This window comes from Desulfocastanea catecholica (genome assembly GCF_054657295.1).
Genome location: NZ_BAAHYZ010000032.1, coordinates 17,871 through 34,835 on the forward strand (window position 1 = coordinate 17,871; position 16,965 = coordinate 34,835).

The 16,965-nt window shown below is 52.5% G+C and carries 19 protein-coding genes and 2 tRNA genes; 12 read left to right on the forward strand and 9 right to left on the reverse strand.

Going from position 1 to position 16,965, the window contains the following annotated elements:
• Window positions 1-8: 8 nt before the first annotated feature.
• From wecB to ACYQ8U_RS19995, 3 genes are all read right to left on the reverse strand, one after another.
• Window positions 9-1,205: a non-hydrolyzing UDP-N-acetylglucosamine 2-epimerase gene (wecB, locus tag ACYQ8U_RS19985; RefSeq protein WP_459947333.1), complete on the reverse strand. Its 1,197-nt coding sequence runs from the start codon at window positions 1,203-1,205 to the stop codon at window positions 9-11.
• 260 nt (window positions 1,206-1,465) lie between these two features.
• Complete coding sequence (locus tag ACYQ8U_RS19990; RefSeq protein ID WP_459947350.1) at window positions 1,466-1,603, reverse strand: MBL fold metallo-hydrolase RNA specificity domain-containing protein; 138 nt, start codon at window positions 1,601-1,603, stop codon at window positions 1,466-1,468.
• Between the two features lie 310 nt (window positions 1,604-1,913).
• Window positions 1,914-2,018 (reverse strand): hypothetical protein, encoded by a 105-nt coding sequence (locus ACYQ8U_RS19995; protein WP_459947334.1) that lies wholly within the window; start codon window positions 2,016-2,018, stop codon window positions 1,914-1,916.
• Between the two features lie 456 nt (window positions 2,019-2,474).
• Here ACYQ8U_RS19995 and trpD point away from each other — a divergent pair, with 456 nt between their 5' ends.
• The 3 genes from trpD to ACYQ8U_RS20010 are packed head-to-tail and all read left to right on the forward strand — an operon-like array spanning window position 2,475 to window position 4,832.
• Entirely contained in the window at window positions 2,475-3,434 is a 960-nt protein-coding gene (gene trpD / locus ACYQ8U_RS20000; protein ID WP_459947351.1) for an anthranilate phosphoribosyltransferase, read from the forward strand.
• Between the two features lie 4 nt (window positions 3,435-3,438).
• Window positions 3,439-4,149: an indole-3-glycerol-phosphate synthase gene (locus ACYQ8U_RS20005; RefSeq protein WP_459947335.1), complete on the forward strand. Its 711-nt coding sequence runs from the start codon at window positions 3,439-3,441 to the stop codon at window positions 4,147-4,149.
• Window positions 4,146-4,832 (forward strand): phosphoribosylanthranilate isomerase, encoded by a 687-nt coding sequence (locus ACYQ8U_RS20010; RefSeq protein ID WP_459947336.1) that lies wholly within the window; start codon window positions 4,146-4,148, stop codon window positions 4,830-4,832. Before ACYQ8U_RS20005 ends, ACYQ8U_RS20010 begins: the two co-directional genes overlap by 4 nt.
• 290 nt (window positions 4,833-5,122) lie before the next feature.
• On the opposite strand, the gene ACYQ8U_RS20015 is transcribed toward ACYQ8U_RS20010, so the two are convergent.
• From ACYQ8U_RS20015 to ACYQ8U_RS20025, 3 genes are all read right to left on the reverse strand, one after another.
• The gene (locus tag ACYQ8U_RS20015; RefSeq protein ID WP_459947337.1) at window positions 5,123-5,515 is read right to left on the reverse strand and encodes a PIN domain-containing protein; all 393 of its coding nucleotides are present in this window, start codon (window positions 5,513-5,515) and stop codon (window positions 5,123-5,125) included.
• Window positions 5,503-5,706, reverse strand: coding sequence for a type II toxin-antitoxin system VapB family antitoxin (locus ACYQ8U_RS20020; RefSeq protein WP_459947338.1), 204 nt, complete (start codon window positions 5,704-5,706; stop codon window positions 5,503-5,505). Before ACYQ8U_RS20020 ends, ACYQ8U_RS20015 begins: the two co-directional genes overlap by 13 nt.
• 410 nt (window positions 5,707-6,116) lie before the next feature.
• Entirely contained in the window at window positions 6,117-7,409 is a 1,293-nt protein-coding gene (locus ACYQ8U_RS20025; RefSeq protein ID WP_459947339.1) for an MBL fold metallo-hydrolase, read from the reverse strand.
• Between the two features lie 26 nt (window positions 7,410-7,435).
• On the opposite strand from ACYQ8U_RS20025, the gene ACYQ8U_RS20030 reads away from it, so the two are divergent.
• Together ACYQ8U_RS20030 and ACYQ8U_RS20035 are read left to right on the forward strand one after the other, a co-directional pair.
• Window positions 7,436-7,633 (forward strand): ATP-binding protein, encoded by a 198-nt coding sequence (locus ACYQ8U_RS20030; protein WP_459947340.1) that lies wholly within the window; start codon window positions 7,436-7,438, stop codon window positions 7,631-7,633.
• Window positions 7,633-7,956, forward strand: coding sequence for a CHC2 zinc finger domain-containing protein (locus ACYQ8U_RS20035; protein ID WP_459947341.1), 324 nt, complete (start codon window positions 7,633-7,635; stop codon window positions 7,954-7,956). The genes ACYQ8U_RS20030 and ACYQ8U_RS20035 overlap by 1 nt, the downstream gene beginning before the upstream one ends.
• 153 nt (window positions 7,957-8,109) lie before the next feature.
• Here the strand turns inward: ACYQ8U_RS20035 and ACYQ8U_RS20040 are convergent.
• Both ACYQ8U_RS20040 and ACYQ8U_RS20045 read right to left on the reverse strand, forming a co-directional pair.
• A tRNA-Glu gene (locus tag ACYQ8U_RS20040) sits at window positions 8,110-8,187 on the reverse strand.
• 8 nt (window positions 8,188-8,195) lie between these two features.
• Window positions 8,196-8,271: transfer RNA gene (locus tag ACYQ8U_RS20045), tRNA-Lys, on the reverse strand.
• Between the two features lie 289 nt (window positions 8,272-8,560).
• Between ACYQ8U_RS20045 and rdgC the strand changes: the two genes are divergently transcribed.
• The 5 genes from rdgC (at window position 8,561) to hemW (ending at window position 13,154) form a co-directional block, all read left to right on the forward strand.
• Complete coding sequence (gene rdgC / locus ACYQ8U_RS20050) at window positions 8,561-9,136, forward strand: recombination-associated protein RdgC (RefSeq protein ID WP_459947342.1); 576 nt, start codon at window positions 8,561-8,563, stop codon at window positions 9,134-9,136.
• Window positions 9,137-9,183: 47 nt separating this feature from the next.
• Window positions 9,184-9,732: a hypothetical protein gene (locus tag ACYQ8U_RS20055; RefSeq protein ID WP_459947343.1), complete on the forward strand. Its 549-nt coding sequence runs from the start codon at window positions 9,184-9,186 to the stop codon at window positions 9,730-9,732.
• 90 nt (window positions 9,733-9,822) lie between these two features.
• Complete coding sequence (gene gatB, locus ACYQ8U_RS20060) at window positions 9,823-11,262, forward strand: Asp-tRNA(Asn)/Glu-tRNA(Gln) amidotransferase subunit GatB (protein WP_459947352.1); 1,440 nt, start codon at window positions 9,823-9,825, stop codon at window positions 11,260-11,262.
• Window positions 11,263-11,277: 15 nt separating this feature from the next.
• Window positions 11,278-12,012 carry a RadC family protein gene (gene radC / locus ACYQ8U_RS20065; RefSeq protein ID WP_459947344.1) on the forward strand — a complete coding sequence of 245 codons (735 nt, stop codon included), beginning with the start codon at window positions 11,278-11,280 and terminating at the stop codon, window positions 12,010-12,012.
• The gene (gene hemW, locus ACYQ8U_RS20070; protein WP_459947345.1) at window positions 12,012-13,154 is read left to right on the forward strand and encodes a radical SAM family heme chaperone HemW; all 1,143 of its coding nucleotides are present in this window, start codon (window positions 12,012-12,014) and stop codon (window positions 13,152-13,154) included. Before radC ends, hemW begins: the two co-directional genes overlap by 1 nt.
• Before the next feature lie 26 nt (window positions 13,155-13,180).
• On the opposite strand, the gene ACYQ8U_RS20075 is transcribed toward hemW, so the two are convergent.
• Complete coding sequence (locus tag ACYQ8U_RS20075; RefSeq protein WP_459947346.1) at window positions 13,181-13,852, reverse strand: GntR family transcriptional regulator; 672 nt, start codon at window positions 13,850-13,852, stop codon at window positions 13,181-13,183.
• A 400-nt stretch (window positions 13,853-14,252) separates the two neighbouring features.
• Between ACYQ8U_RS20075 and ACYQ8U_RS20080 the strand changes: the two genes are divergently transcribed.
• Both ACYQ8U_RS20080 and pruA read left to right on the forward strand, forming a co-directional pair.
• Complete coding sequence (locus tag ACYQ8U_RS20080; RefSeq protein WP_459947347.1) at window positions 14,253-15,164, forward strand: proline dehydrogenase family protein; 912 nt, start codon at window positions 14,253-14,255, stop codon at window positions 15,162-15,164.
• 17 nt (window positions 15,165-15,181) lie between these two features.
• Window positions 15,182-16,822, forward strand: a complete 1,641-nt coding sequence (pruA, locus tag ACYQ8U_RS20085; protein WP_459947348.1) for an L-glutamate gamma-semialdehyde dehydrogenase — start codon at window positions 15,182-15,184, stop codon at window positions 16,820-16,822.
• Window positions 16,823-16,965 lie beyond the last annotated feature (143 nt).

A 16,965-nucleotide genomic window follows, 5' to 3' on the forward strand; every position in this document is an offset into this window, starting at 1 on the left:
CATACTCCTTAGCAACAAAGGGTTGGCATCTTATATTCACCCAGGATTTCAGCGATTCTTTTTGCGGCCAGCCCATCTCCATAAGGATTATGGGCCTGGGCCATTCGGTCATAAGCATTTTGGTTACAAAGAAGCTCAGTCGCTTCGCCAACGATCCGCTGCCGGTTCGTCCCCACCAGCTTGACCGTCTCGGACAGGACCGCCTCCGGCCGCTCGGTAGTCTCCCGCATGACCAATACCGGCTTGCCCAGCGAGGGTGCTTCTTCCTGCACCCCACCTGAATCGGTGATAATCAGATAGGAGCGGTCCATAAGCCAGACAAAGGGGAGGTAATCCAGCGGTTCGATCAGGTGCACGGACGGGCAATCGGAAAGGAGGCGCTTGACCGGTTCTTGGACGTTGGGGTTCAGATGAACCGGGTAGATGATTTCCACATCACCATGAGTCTCGACAATCTCTTTGAGGGCGAGGCAGACGTTTTCAAAACCTTCGCCGAAATTCTCTCGGCGGTGGCCGGTTACGAGAATCATGCGATGGGCTTGGGGCGATGGACAAGAGGTGTCGGACGGTGCATTCAGCATAGTGGCAAGATTTGGATATCTGGAGATCAGATCCTGCCCGATGCTCTCGGCCAGTTTGCCCGCCGATAATTTCTCCCGGACCATCAACAGGGCATCAATAACGGTGTTACCAGTAACATGAATTGTAGTATCAGGCACGCCTTCATTCAGCAGATTCCGGCGGGCTTGTGCGGTAGGGGCGAAGTTGAGGTCAGCCATGCAGCTGGTGACGCGGCGGTTGATCTCTTCCGGGAAGGGCGCGCGCTTGTTACCGGTGCGCAGGCCTGCTTCCACATGGCCGACCGAGATGCCGGAATAGAAGGCGGCCAGGGACGCGGCCATGGTGGTGGTTGTGTCCCCATGCACGAGAACCAGATCGGGTTTTTCCTTTTCCAAAACTGGTTTTAACCCTTGCATCACATTACAGGTCACATGAAACAAATCCTGCCCCGGCTTCATTATATCCAGGTCATAATCGGGCTTAATCTCAAAGAGATCGAGCACCTGGTCGAGCATCTGCCGATGCTGAGCGGTGACGCAGACGAGACTTTTGAATTGCTGAGGATATTTGTTGAGTTCGCGGATCACCGGTGCCATCTTTATGGCTTCTGGTCTGGTGCCGAAGATGGTCATTATTTTTTCCATGATCCTAAGTTTTCTGATCTCTTTTGTGATAGAAAGTTGAGAACGTATTTCTCAAAATCAATTAATCTTCAAATATTCACTAATGCGATACGGCAAAATGTCATGGACATAATTGCACCACAGGCCAAGAGAAACCATTGAATATCGGGCTCATAATCAAATATTCTTTGGCGTCCAATCTAATGTTGCACTTACTTACAACTTTAAAGGGGAAATGGGGGACGGAGGCCCCATTTTCTCCCATTGCTGAAAGATCCAGATCAAGCCAGCGCCACATCAAGCGCACTGCGAGCCACATCTTCCCCATGCATCAGGCGGATTTCCTTCAACGGTTTGGGCATGGCATGCAACCAGTCGACAAGCATTTGCTGATCGGCATGGGCGGAATAGGCGGTCAGGGTGTGGGTGGGTTGGGGGTTACTTGACCAACACCCGTTAACAGACTTGACTTACCAATGGCATTGCTTGCCTTGACCAATATCTTAAGGTTGAACACTAAACCTTATCTGCCCTTTGAAGTAAATAGGGGTCGAAAAGGGGGGTCAAATCTTTATTTTTGACAAAACAACTTGAAACAGAGACCAATCTGTTCTTGCAAAGCTGAGACACCAATTTCCATATATATATTGTGCGTGTCATGGTGAGGTATTTTAAGCCTTTAAAGGGGAAATGGGGGACGGAGCCCCATTTCCTCGCGGTGCGGAAAGATCAAACCAAGGCCAGACCAAGCGACCGGCGGGCCGCAGTTTCGCCATACACCAAGCGGATTTCCTTCGGCGGCTCGGGCATGGCATGCACCCAGTCGACAAGCATCTGCGGATCGGCATGGGCGGAATAGGCGGCCAGGGTGTGGGTCGGTTGGGGGTTACTTGACCAACTACCTGGAGGTTAGACACTAAACCTTATCTTCCCTTTGATGTAAATAGGTGTAAATGCCCATTTCGCGTTGGATTTGACAATTTTATTGAAAATTTGGGGACAATACTAATTTAAGGTATGGGTTCCGGGTCAGGTGTGGAAAGACGGTGGTGCAGATAGGGGCAGGCTTAGAAGTTGACAAATTAACCCATTCAGCTGTATTGTCGACATGGCACGCAAACCTCGCATGCATCGCACCGGTGGACTCTACCACGTCATTCTCCGCAGTAACGCAGGCCAGGCCTGGTTGGTAGAGCTGGACGCGGGAGCGTCCCTCAAGCATTGCCACGCAGGGCGTAGGAACGAGAGAACTGAAAAAGAGAGCGTTGATTCCATCTGTGCCCGTCGGCAATTGGCGGAGGTTTTGGTGGAGATGAAGTCAGCGACTTGCAGATCGCCGGTTTCCAGGTCGCCCTGCTGATGAAAGGTTCTTCACTCAAGGAAATTACCTATCTCGCCAAAGCGATGCGGGAAAACTGCATTCCCTTGCGGCCTGACTTGCAGGCAGAACTCATGGACACCTGCGGGACCGGAGGCGGTCTCAGCACCTTCAATATCTCCACGGCAACGGCCATCGTCGCGGCCTCGGCAGGGATTCCCGTTGCCAAGCACGGCAGCCGTTCCATCTCAAGTCTTTCCGGCAGCGCCGATGTGCTCGAGGCACTGGGCGTCAATATCAATCTTTCTCCGGCCCAGGCCGAAAAAATGATCGAGGAGATCGGCATCGCCTTTCTCTATGCCCCGTTGTTCCATCCGGTGATGGGCAAAGTTCTCCCGGCTGAATCCGACCTTGGCATCAAAACGATTTTTTATACCATCATCGGCCCCCTGATCAATCCGGCCTTTGCCACCAGGCATCTCCTCGGTGTCTACAAGGCGGAGCTGCTGGATACCGTTTCCCAGGTGGCCAGGGATCTGGGCTACACCAGGGCGATGTTTGTCCATGGTGAGGACGGTCTGGATGAAATCTCCCTCATCGGTGCAACGAGAATCAATGAACTGAAAGACGGCACGATCACCACGTATGCCATTCAGCCCGAAGACTTTGGCCTGGAACGCTGCACCCTGGAAGAGATCAAATCAGGCACCCCCGAGGAAAACGCCCAGACCATCCGCGGCGTCTTCTCGGGCGAAATCACCGGACCCAAACGCGACGTTATCGTTCTCAATGCCGCCGGGGCCCTGATTGTCGGCGGCAGGGCAGCTGGCTTTGCCGAAGGCATTGCCCTTGCCGGCCAGCTGATCGACAGCGGTGCAACGGCGGAAAAACTGCACCAGCTGAGCGCGCTCTCCAATTCGTTCGCGGGGTAAACCGATGCACACCAGGTTTTCAGATGCACTAATCGCCAGAAAAGAGGCAGGTTTTATTCCCGTCATCCCCGATATCAAATGCACCTCCCCCAAGGAGGGCGACCTGCTGCGCGGAAGAGACCCGCTGGCGGTGGCACGGCTCCTGGCCCAGGCCGGCGCGCCGGCCTTGTCGGTGGTCACGGAAACGAAAGATTTTGGCGGCTCGCTGGACCTGCTGCGGCAACTTGCCAAAGCAACCACCCTGCCGATCCTCCGCAAGGATTTCATCACCAGCGTGGAGGATTTGACACTGACCAGGGAATGCGGCGCGCAGGCAGTCCTGCTGATTTGCGCCCTGCACACCCTGCCCGCACTGACCAATCTCTATCGCCAAGCCCTGAAAATCGGACTGGAGCCGCTGGTTGAGGCACACACCGAGGAAGAATTGGGCTGGGCGGGAAAAATCGGCGCAAAACTTGTCGGCATCAACAACCGGAACATCCTCGAGCTTGAAAAAGATGACGGAACGGTATCCGCAACAGAGCTCCTGGCCAGGCATAAACCCAAAAATGCCCTTCTGATCAGCGAAAGCTCCATTCGCACACCCGCGGAAGGTCAAGCCGCCATTCGGGCGGGTGCCGAAGTGCTGCTGATCGGCACCGCGCTCTGGCAGGCGGAAAACATGGCTGCATCGTATCAGGCCTTCAGCCGGGGCAGTGGAGATCCACCTGCATGAACGGCATCACGGTCAAGATCTGCGGGTTGCAGCGACCAGCCGATGTCCGACTGTGCCTGCAGCTGGGGGTGGATATCCTCGGTTTTGTGACGGAGTACCCCCTGCCGATTCCCTGGAACCTGAGCCGCCAGGAGGCCTTGCCCCTGCTGCACCTGGTTCGGCCTCCCTGCCGAAGCTGTCTTGTCACCGGCGGCCCCCCTGAAAAAGTGATCGAACTGGCGTCCAGCCTGCGGCCCTCCATGGTGCAGCTCCATTACAAGGAAACACTGGAGGATACGATCAGAATATCTGATGCACTGCACAAACTGAATATTCAGGTGATCAAGTACGTGCCGACACAAGCGGAGGACCGCATGGCCCAATTCGGCACAGCGGATATTGCCGCGATTGTTGCCAGGCTCTGCACAACCAGCCTCTACGCATTGCTGGCCGATTCCCGATCTCCAGCCAACGCTTCGCACGTCGGTGTCCCGCTGGATCTGCGTTTCTCCACTGAGATCATCAAACTCTCCTCGAAGCCGGTTTTCATCGCCGGAGGAATCACCCCGGAAAATGTCCGCCCTCTTCTGGAACAAACAGGTGCGCAATATATTGATATCATGACCGGCGTGGAAAGCAGCCCCGGCATAAAAGACGCTGAAGCCTTGTCCCGTCTAAAAAATGGGGTCAGGCTTCGAAGATGACAAGTTGACCGATTCAGCTCTATTCTTCTGGTACCTACGCTCTGTTTCTTCTGGTGCCTACGCTTTGCTTCTTCTGGTGCCTACGCTCTGTTTCTTCTGGTGCCTACGCTCTGCTTCTTCTGGTGCCTACGCTCTGCGTGGGCACCTTCTTTCGACGCTCCGCGTCACAGATTTTCACGTATGCACGAGATTCTAACCATCGGGCAGGCCGGCCCTGGTTGGTAGTGCTGGACGCTGGAGCGTCCCTCAAGCATTCCCACGCAGAGCGTATGAACGAGAGGAAAGAGGGGTCAGGTCCCCAGATTGATGCCCAGACTAACGCCTAAGAAACCATTCATTATCGAGAAATGCTTATCCAAAGAGTAAATTTGGGATATGTTCTGTATCGCATTTTGCACAATTATCAAGTCGGGAATGCCTACACCATTTAACCCATTCTGAAGGCAGAGATACTGAAAATCAATTATTTGATCCCATTTGATATCAATCGGCAATCTGCTGATATTGTTTAACAAGTCCACGAGATTGTGTTGTTTCCTTATCTTTAAGAATGGGGTAAGCTCAGCAAGAATCAGGTCGTTCGTTACCACCAAATTCTCATCTATGAGGAAATCAACCTTCTCAGAGTTATTTCCATTCCGGAAATATTCAATCCATACAGACGAATCGATTAGAACTGACATTTACGACCTCGGAGTTCGCTCAGGTCGATATCAAGGTCAACTTTCCCTTTATAATTTTTGATTTCAGCTAGTTTGGTTTTTCTAATCAGTTGTTCAAGTGCTGCGACAATAACTTTTGTTTTGGTTTTTATATTGGTCGCCTTCATCGCCTCTTCAAGCAGGTCTTCCGGTAAATCGAGCGTCGTTCTCATGATGTCCTCCTTTGCATTTATGCATATAATTTTACATATCCATGCATAAAGAGTCAACAACAAGTATGGAAACAGTGGGGTCAGGCTTCGAAGATGACAAGTTAACCGATTCAGCTCTATTGTCGACATGGCGCGCAAACCTCGCATTCATCTCACCGGTTGACTCTACCACGTTTTTCTCCGCGGTAACAGAGGCCAGCCCTGATTGGGCATAGCTGGACACGGGAGCATCCCTCAAGCATTCCCACGCAGAGCGTAGGAACGAGAGACACTTTCCGAGGCTCGGGCCATGGTTGGCTGGCTCGCCTATGAATCGGGTTGCGTCACCCTCTCCGAGGTCAGCCGATATGTGAATCGTGATGTGGGCAGTATCAGTTCAGCCGTCCGAGCGAAGACCTTGAAAACGTTGCTTAGAAAACAAACTTGATATCTTCGAAGCCTGACCCCAAGTTTAGCGCAAGTGCCCGGCGGGCCGCATCCTCGCCGTGCACCAGGCGGATTTCCTTCGGCGGCTCGGGCATGGCGTGCACCCAGTCGACCAGCATCTGCTGATCGGCATGGGCGGAATAGGCGGTCAGGGTATGGATGGTTGCCTTGACCGGGATCTTTTTCTCGATCATCTTTCTGCCGGGGGTGCCTTTGGCCTGGTAGCCGACAAAGAAGATGTCGTTGGCCGGGTCCTTCAACCCCTGCCGCAGATGGTCGACAATCCGTCCGCCGGTGCACATGCCGCTGCCGGCGATGATGATCGCCGGGCCGTGGACATCCAGCAGCTTTTTATGGTCCTGGAATTTCTCCACGGCATAGAGCCCCTGGAAGTCAAAGGGGTGGTCGCCCCGCGCCTTGAGGTTTTTCGACTCTTCATCCCAGAAGGCGTCCAGGCTTGCATAAATTCTGGTGATCTGCAGCCCCAGGGGGGAATCGACAAACACCGGGATCTTCATGCCGATTCGGTCCAGCTCGTAAAGCAGCTCCTGGGTTCTGCCCAGGGAAAAGGCGGGGATATAGACAATGCCTTTGTCGGCCAGGGCCTTGTCGAGCAATTGCCGCAGCGCCTCGATGCGCCCTTTTCTGCTCGGATGCCGGCGATCGCCGTAGGTGGATTCGAGGATGAGCAGGTCACAGCTGTCGGGCGGATCGGGATCGGGCAGGATGGGCGTGTCGGTGCAGCCGAGATCACCGGAGAAGATCACCCGATACGCCTTGTCCTCATCTCCGGGAAAAGTGAACAGGATAAAGCACGAGCCAAGGATGTGCCCGGCATTGCTCAGTTTAAAGGTGATCTTCTGTTTCAGGGAAAATGTTTCGTGCAGTTCAAAGCCCCAGGCCAGCTCATCGATCAGGGCTTCCAGGCGGCGGACATCCTGGTCGGTCCGGCTGGAAAAGGACATGGCGTCGCGGAGCATGGGCAGGAGCAGTTCCCTGGTGGCATGGGTGCAGATGATCTCGCCCCGGAATCCGGCATCGAGCAGGTCCGGCACCCGGCCGATGTGGTCGATATGGGCGTGGGTGAGAAACAGATAGTGTATTTTGCCGGGCGGCACCGGAAACTGGTCAAAGGGCAGCAGCGGATCATCGCCATAGGCGCTGCCGCAGTCAACGAGGATATTTATGCTGTCGCTGGAACCTGGATTGCTTTCTATCAGGTGGCAGGAACCGGTAACGCATTCCTTGGCACCCAGGTGGGTTATTTTTAATTTCATGCGGTAATCACAGCAAAAAAGTCTTCTTGAAAACTCCCTGGGCCTTTTTCAACACCCTTAAGAAAAAATCAAGCCTGATCACATCGAACCTCGGCTTTGAGCAATGGCCCTCTTTCCTTAAAAACGATCATTTGACAGCGGCCCTGATCGATCGGCTGACGGAGCTCAGTCACATCGTCAACATGAAAAACTGCGGCAGTCTGCGCCCCAAATTGATCTCCTGATGAGCCGGCGATTCAGCGATAAACAATTGCATAAAGGACGCAACCATATCCCTATCCGCCAGGTGATTGAAACCCTGCTCGCCATTCCCTCGAAAACGGTCGAAGGCATCTTCAGGTTCACCTGCCCCTTGTGCGCCGGTCACCACACGGCGGTCAAACCCGAGACCAATCTATCGAGGTGCTTTCACTGTAACCGGAACTTCAACGCCATCGACCTTTGCATGATCGTAAAGCGCATGAACTTTGTCGAAAGCGTCACCTTTCTGATTGAGCGTAACGGCCGATTACCATCACCCGAAAGAGAAGCTGCTCCCCGGAAATAAGAAGTAACCCAGTCTCTACTACAGAGAGATATATTCGTAGGGGTAGAGTCGGTTAGGCCCGCATTAAAAGTACTTTCTAAACCAAAAACCACCCGGCAACCACCAGAAACAAAACAGGCACTTAACGAAAGTCGCTAAGTGCCTGTTTTTATATGGCGTCCCCAACCGGATTCGAACCGGTGTTGTCGGCGTGAAAGGCCGATGTCCTGGACCTGACTAGACGATGGGGACAATGTTTCTGGTGGGTCGTGCGCGATTCGAACGCGCGACTCTCTGATTAAAAGTCAGATACTCTACCAGCTGAGTTAACGACCCATGGAGGAAGTCTTTATACAAGGTCGGCTATTATGTGTCAATAGGTTTTTTACTCTTTTATTTCTTTTATCACTTGTATCGAGATGCGTCAAGTAGAGTAGACCATTTGGCGCCTGTATTGCCGGCGTTCGGTATAAAAAAGTTGAGACACGGAGCAAGGAATGCTATATGAAAGAGCTGAGTCTTCCTAAGCATCTGCTGCTTGATATGGCAAACAATTTTCACCAACCTCTACCGATGAGTTTTTTAAGGGTTTTCTATGGGTTTATTGAAGGGTTCCGCGAGTTTTGTGAGGTTTTCTGTTCTGGGGGAATTACCGGAAAATACACTGGACTTCATCGCTGACAGGATAATCGCCTTTTCCTTCCAGGATATTGACGACAGTTATGATGAATATTCCATCGGCTGGGTATCCATTCTCAATATGTTTGATTCGCAGTTTCAGTATGCATCCTACGCGGCCGGGGATTATATCACCCTGACCATGCGCATTGACGAAAGGAAGGTCTCTCCGGCAATACTGAAAAAAGTTGTCCAGAAAGAAGAAGAACGGGTCCGGCTGGAACGGCAGCTGCCGAAGCTGAGCCGGCCCATGAAGGTCGAGATTAAAGAGCGGGTGCGTACCGATCTGATGCGCAAGGCGATACCGATACCGTCGATCTTTGAGTTGTGCTGGAGTCTTTCCGACGCGACCCTGCTCTTTTTTTCAACCAACCAGAAGGCGCATGCCGTCCTCGAGGATTTTTTCAAAGAGAGTTTCGGCCTGCTCCTTCGACAGCAGATTCCCTACACAACGGCAGAACATCTGGTCGACGAAGATCAGTTGGCGATGCTGGAGCGAATATCTCCTGATATTTTTGTGTGAAATAACCAGGTCTTTAGCGAGACATTTTGCAAGGCGGCGAAAGAGTAATGGATTTAGTTGATCTGATAATTGAAAAACGATTCCTCGGCCAGGAGTTTCTTACCTGGCTGTGGTGGAAAAGTGAAGAACGTGGCGGCAGTGTCGAGCTTCCCGGCCAGGGAGATATAACGGTCGTATTTGAAAAACACATGCTGCTCGAATCCGGAGAAGGGGAGTCGACGGAGAAAATTGTCTGTACCGGTCTCCAGGCCGAGCTGCAGGAGGCTCGTACCGGTCTGCGCATGGGCAAAAAACTGGAGCAGGCGCGTATTGTTATCGGTCACAACGACTACGAATACAGTTTTACCCTCGCCGCGGCGTTGATGGAGTTTAGAAATGTGCGCCTGCCGAAAACGGAAACAACGGAAAATGACAAAAGTGACAGTCCGGAAGAGGTCGAGGGAATGATCCTGGAACGTATCTACCTTTTTGAGGAGCTCATCAAGCTGGTCAATGCGTTATTCAAGATGTTCCTCGACGTGCGCTTGACTGCGGCGTGGCGTGATGAGTTGCAGAAAATCAGGGGGTGGGTCGCCAAGTCCGCCGAAGTCGGTTGAGATGTACTCAAGTACGTCGTAATGATAGAAAAATTGCAGAAACGAAGCAGATAAAGAGTTTTTACGACGCGATTATTTTTGAGCCACTACATATGCAGGAAAGCCATGGAGTTTGAAACGGTAATAGGGCTGGAGATTCATGCCCAGCTGAAAACAGTAACGAAGATCTTCTGTGGGTGTTCGACTAAGTTTGGTGCACCGCCAAACAGCAACACCTGCCCCATTTGTCTGGGCATGCCCGGCGTGCTTCCGGTGTTGAATAAAAAAGTGGTTGAATTCGCCATCAAGCTTGGTTTGGCGACCAATTCCACAATCAATCGTTTCAGTCAGTTTGCCCGGAAAAACTACTTTTACCCCGATTTGCCCAAAGGGTATCAGACCTCACAGTTTGATCTGCCGATTATCGGTCGGGGCGAGGTAAAAATCGAGGTTGATGGCCGGGAAAAGACCATCGGCATAACCCGTATCCATATGGAAGAAGACGCCGGCAAGCTGATGCACGACGAGGTGGAACCGGTCTCCCATGTCGACCTGAACCGTACCGGCACGCCGCTGCTCGAGATAGTCTCCGAACCGGATATCCGTTCTCCCGAGGAGGCATCCGCCTATCTAAAAAAAATCCACGCCATCCTGCGCTATCTGGATATTTGTGACGGCAACATGCAGGAGGGAAGTTTTCGCTGTGATGCGAACATCTCCCTTCGTCCTGCCGGCGAGGAAAAGCTGGGCACCCGGACCGAACTGAAAAACATGAACTCTTTTCGCCATGTCCAGAGTGCTCTGGAGTATGAGGTCCGCCGACAGAGAGACATTCTGCTTGACGGGGGAAAAATTGTTCAGGAGACACTGCTGTGGAATCCCGACAAAAACTGTTCGGAATCCATGCGCGGCAAGGAGGATGCCCATGATTACCGCTATTTTCCCTGCCCGGATCTGGTTCCTATTGAGATCAGTGACCAGTGGATTGACGAGGTGCGTGGTTCCCTGCCTGAACTGCCTGATCAGCGGAAAGCCAGGTTTGCCATGCAATACGATCTGCCGGAACACGATGCCGTGCTTTTGACCGCTGACCGCGAAGTGGCGGACTATTTTGAGGATACCGTCAAGGGCGGACCACAGGCGAAAAAAGTTTCTAACTGGATCATGACCGAGCTGCTGCGCGAGCTGAAAGGTGAGGAAATATCTTCCTGCAAGGTTAGTGCGCCGCAGCTGGCCGCTCTGTTACTCATGGTCGACGAGAACACCATCAGCGGTAAAATCGCCAAGACCGTTTTTCTCGACATGATGGCCAGCGGCAAGGACCCGCAGACTATCGTGCAGGAGAAAAATCTGCTGCAGGTCTCCGATGCCGGGGAGCTGCTCTCGCTGGTCCGGGAGATAATTGCCGCTCACCCTGCTCAGGCAGAGGATTTTCGCGCTGGAAAAACCAAGCTGATGGGTTTTTTTGTCGGTCAACTTATGCAGAAAACCAAGGGAAAGGCCAATCCGCAGCTGGCCAATGAGCTATTTTCCAAAGAACTTTGCGGCTAAAAAACGGTACCTGGAGTGGATAAAGAGCTCTGGCAGAAAAAGGGAGACGGCCATCGGGCTCGCTTGCGTGATCGTTTCCTTGACAAGGGTCTTGACGGCTTCAGTGATGCGGAGATACTTGAACTGCTCTTGTCCTTCGGCACCCCGCGAAGCGACTGCAAGGAACCGGCCCGCACCCTTCTTGCCAAATACGGCTCCTTTGCCAAGGTCCTGGAAGCACCGCTCACATCCCTGCAGGAGGTCAAGGGGGTTGGTCCGAAGAACAGCTTTGCCCTGCATTTTGTCCACGGGGTCGCCGGCCACTATCTGAAAGAGCGACTGCACGGCAAACGTTTTCTCCACTCCTCCAGGGAGGTGGCGGAGTACCTGATACACTCGATGCGCGGCCTGAAAAAAGAGGTTCTCACCGTTATTTTTCTCGACTCCTCCCACGCCATAATCGATTCGGAAATCGTCGCTGAAGGCACCCTCAATGTCAATACCGTCTATCCCAGGGAGATTATCAAACGGGCAATTGAATTTAACGCAGCGGCACTGATCATTGCCCACAATCACCCCTCCGGCAGTCTGCAGCCTTCGGCGCAGGATATCAAACTGACTAAAACCCTCGGCCTGCTCTGCCACTATATGCAGCTTCAGCTGCTCGATCATCTGGTAATAGGTGACGGCGCGTATAGTTTTGCCGACAACGGCTTAATGGAAACCGTCAGGGCAGAATGTCAGGTGGCCATGGATAACTTTGGCGGATAATGGCCTCCCTCTATCTGCATATTCCTTTTTGCCGCAGCAAGTGCCGCTATTGTTCCTTTCAGTCCATCGCTGCAGGGGAAAGGCTCTTTGCCCCCTATGTTGCGGCCCTGACCCTGGAGTTGACCCGTCTTGCTGAGCTGATAAATAGTGCAGTAGAGAGCAGCCCGAAGCTCAGCACCCTGTTTGTCGGCGGAGGTACGCCGACATGCCTGCCGGTGGGGCTGCTGCAGGGCGTGATCCGCTCTGCAGTTGATCTCTTCGGCGCAGAGCCGGACGCGGAGATCAGCGTTGAGGCCAATCCCGGCACGGTGGACGCCGTTTATCTGGAAGGACTTCTCGCGGCGGGCGTGAATCGGCTCTCTCTTGGTGTACAGTCCTTTGATAACGGGGAACTCCAACGTATCGGGCGTGCCCATGATGCGCAGGAGGCCTGCTCGGCCATCAAGGCTGCGGTTTCTGCCGGCTTTCGCAATATCAATCTTGATCTGATGTACGGATTGCCCGGCCAGACGCCTGCTTCCTGGCGACAGTCCCTGGAAAAGGGGCTGTCGTTTCACCCGGAACACCTTTCGTTATATCAGTTGACGATCGAGGCCGATACGCCGTTGTACGCCCTTGTCGCAAACAACACCCTGGCGCTTCCCGACGAGGAGGCAATCCTGGAAATGGACGAAATTACCACACAGCTGTGCGGTTCTGCCGGACTGCAGCAGTATGAAACGTCAAACTATGCCGGCGATGGCCACCAGTGCCGGCACAATATCAACTATTGGCTCAATAATGATTATCTGGCTGCCGGAACGGCAGCCGTGAGCTGTCTGCACGGCGTGCGCGAGCGGCGCCTCGCCGACCCGGCAGAGTATATCCGCCGGATACATACACAGCAATCGGTTATCATCGAGACGGAACGGTTGTCCGGTGAAGGCTCTTTCCGGGAGACGGTGATTATGGGCCTGCGCATGATGCAGGGGGTCTCGCGCAGAACCCTGTATGAACGGTATGGTCTTGATGTTCAGGAGTATTACGGTTCGACCGTGGAAAAACTCCTTGCCTTCGGCTTTGTCGAGTTGACCGCGACCCACCTCCGCCTCACGGCAAAGGGCCGGCCGCTCGCCAACCAGATCATGGCCGAGCTTGTTTGACGAAAGGCACAGCGTCTTTATCGTGGTTAAAGCGAAAGATAATCCTCCGGTAACTGTCCGGCAGTCTCCAGTCCGCTGATCGCACTGTTGATATGCGCTATCACCGCTGCGCCGGCCCGCTCGACATCGTGGTTGACAATGGCGTCGACAATAGTCTCATGTTCTTTTGTGGGATAGTATTCGATTTTGTAGAAAGGGTCGTAGAGGATAAGGAAGATCCTGGTCCTGTCGAGAAGGTCGTGGATATAAGAACAGAGGACACGATTGTCGGAGAATTCGGCTATTTTGAGGTGTAAGGTGTCATTTGCCTCATAGTACTCATCCAGATTGTTTTTATCAAAACCCCTGCTTTCCTGCTCGACGAGATCAAGGAGTACCTGGCACTGTTGTGGGGTGATTTTGGCTGCAGTCAGTCGGGCGGCCATTATTTCCAGCTGGGCGCGGACCAGAAAGGTCTCTTCGATTTCCCTCTGGGTCGGCGTGATCACAAAGGCCCCTCGATTGGGAATGCTGTTGACCAGTCCTTCAGCCTCAAGTCGTTTGATCGCACTTCGTACCGGAGTGCGGCTGACACCGAGTTGCTGGGCCAGGGCGACTTCCACCAGCTGGCTTCCCTGGCGGATGTAGCGTTTACGTATAGCCGTTTTCAGCTTTCGGTAAACAGAATCCTCAGAATTGATCTTCCGCATTTGTCCCATCTCTTTCCTGCTTAGCTGTTTATTATTATCGAGTGCTTTCATCCTTTACACAACCTATTGTATTGGTATTGTTTTGTCGACACAAACATTGCATACCATGTCGGTATACCTTTGGTAACACCCTTGTATTACCTTACAGATTGCCTTTTTACAAGGAGACAATCTGAAAGGTAATAAATCCCGCAACTTCAGGTGGTGGGCCAGAAGAAGATCGTCGAAGCACTGCAGCAGGGTCAGGAAAAACTATTTTTATTTTAACCATAAAAAGAGTTGACATGTCGGTTGTGAATGTCGTAATTGTTTGTTGTGTGCAAAAATTGGATACAATTTTTAAAAAAAGAGAGAGCCGCTTATCCGGGCGCAGAAAACATCAAAAGAATAATCTGAACAGGGGATTGCTATGTTTAACAAAATGATTGCCGGGCTCTTGCCGTACATGCCAAAAAAATTAGTATGGATCTTTTCCAAGGAATACATAGCCGGCGAGACCCTGGCCGAAGCCCTTGTCAATGCAAAGAAACTGAATGCGGAAGGAATAAAAACCACCATCGACGTTCTGGGGGAGTTTATTACCACCCTGGATGAGGCGCAAGCCAACAAAGAAGAATATCTAGAAGTGATTGAAGAGGCGGAGAAGGCCGGGGTCGATGGAAATTACTCCCTGAAGCCGACGTTCTTTGGCTTGCTGCTCGATAAAGACGTCGCCTACCGGCATATCCGCGAGGTTGTGGCCAAGGCTGCCTCCTACAATAATATGGTCAGGATTGATATGGAAGATTCTCCCTGTACGGACATGGAAATAGATCTCTACAGGAAACTCAAAGAAGAGTTTCCGGCCAACGTCGGCCTTGTCGTGCAGGCGTATCTCAAGCGGACGCGCAAGGATATCGAAAGCCTGAAGGATTTGCATACACCGGAACACCCGGTCAATCTACGGGTCTGCAAGGGAATTTACGTTGAACCGGAAACAATCGCCTATAAAAAATATCAGGAAATAAACGACCATTTCCTCGATGACCTGGAGTACATGTTTCAGGAAGGGATGTACCCGGGCATCGCCACACATGATATTCCGATAGTTGAAGGCGCTTACCGGCTTATCGAAAAGTACAAGGTTGCTCCGGACAAATATGAATTTCAAATGCTCTATGGGGTAACTCCGGCCCTGAGGAAATCGATTATCGACAAGGGACATCGAATGCGGGTGTATGTCCCCTTCGGGAAACAGTGGTTTGGCTATAGCACCAGAAGACTGAAAGAGAACCCAAAGATGGCCGGTGTCATTATTAAAGCCCTCTTTAAAAAAGGATAAAAGGAAGCGTGTGAACTATGAATCTCATGAATAACGCGATAATCAGCACTCCGAAACCGATAAATGAACCTATTTTAAGCTATGCCCCAGGCAGCCGGGAAAAAGCCGCAATAAAAGCAGCTTTGGCCGAAATGTCCGCGAGGCAGCTGGAAATTCCCCTCATTATTGGCGGCAAAGAAGTAAAAACCGGTAATCTGGGCAAGGTCGTTATGCCCCATGACCATCAGCATGTCCTGGCAACTTACCATAAAGCCGGACCCGAAGAGGTGCAGCGGGCAATCGACGCAGCGGTTGCGGCCCAGCCGCTGTGGCAGTCTTTTCGCTGGGAAGAGCGCTGTGCTATCTTTCTCAAGGTGGCAGAACTTCTCGCTGTTAAGTATCGGCCGCTGATAAACAGCGGGGCCATGCTTGCCGGGGGGAAAACCGTCTATCAGGCAGAAATTGACGCAGCCTGTGAATTGATCGATTTTCTGCGTTTTAATGTGCGCTATGCCCAGGAAATCTATGAGAAACAGCCCGAGTCGTCCCCCGGTGTCTGGAATTTTATCCAGCATCGCCCCTTGGAAGGCTTCGTCTTTGCCGTAACACCGTTTAATTTTACCGCCATCGCTGGGAATTTGCCCACCGCTCCAGCCATCATGGGTAACACAGTGGTCTGGAAACCGGCATCATCGCTGGTCTATACCCCGTATCTGATCATGCAGATCCTTGAAGAGGCAGGACTGCCGCCGGGGGTTATTAACTTTGTTCCGGGCTCGGGCGCCAGTGTCGGCGATATCTGCCTCACCGACCCGAATCTGGCTGGAATCCATTTTACCGGTTCGACCAGGGTCTTCCAGCAGATGTGGAAAACTATCGGAGAAAATATTGGTCGGTATAAGGCCTATCCGCGAATCGTCGGCGAGACCGGCGGCAAGGATTTCGTCTTCGCCCATAACAGTGCGGAAATCAAGCCGCTGGTGACTGGTCTTGTCCGAGGAGCGTTCGAATACCAGGGCCAGAAATGTTCTGCGGCCAGCCGTGCCTATATCCCCCGTTCTCTCTGGCCGGCGGTTGAAGCCGAACTGAAGAAGCAGATTGGCGAGATCAAGATGGGGCCGCCCACCGATTTCCGTAATTTTTTTGGCGCGGTTATCGATAAGGCGGCATTTACTTCCATTAGCGGTTACATTGAATACACCAGGCAAAACGACGGGGGCGAGGTGATCATTGGCGGCAACTGTGATGACAGCGTTGGCTATTTTGTCGAACCAACGGTCATTTTGGCCGTTGATCCGCATTTCAGAACCATGGTTGAGGAAATTTTCGGACCGGTCCTGACCGTCTATGTCTATGAAGATGAACAGTTTGAACAGACCCTGGAACTGTGTAACAGCTCCTCAATGTATGCCCTGACCGGAGCGGTTTTCGGCAGGGATCGGGTGGCGGTCAGCACGGCCATCGCCCGGCTTGAACATGCGGCGGGAAATTTTTATATCAACGACAAACCAACCGGTGCGGTGGTCGGCCAGCAGCCCTTTGGCGGCGGCAGGGCCTCGGGAACCAACGACAAGGCCGGTTCACAGGCAAATCTTATGCGCTGGGTTTCCACCCGGACCGTCAAAGAAACATTTGTACCGCCGACTGATTTTAGGTATCCTTTTATGGATGAAGAATAGGAGCCGGTGGAGAAGAGACAACATGTGTATCGCAAGGGGAGTATCCCCGGCGCAATGTTGCCGCAAACTGTAAAGGTTGATTGCCGATAATCAACAGTCAAGAGGATGACATGGCCAGGCAGAAACTAAAAGAAATCATCATC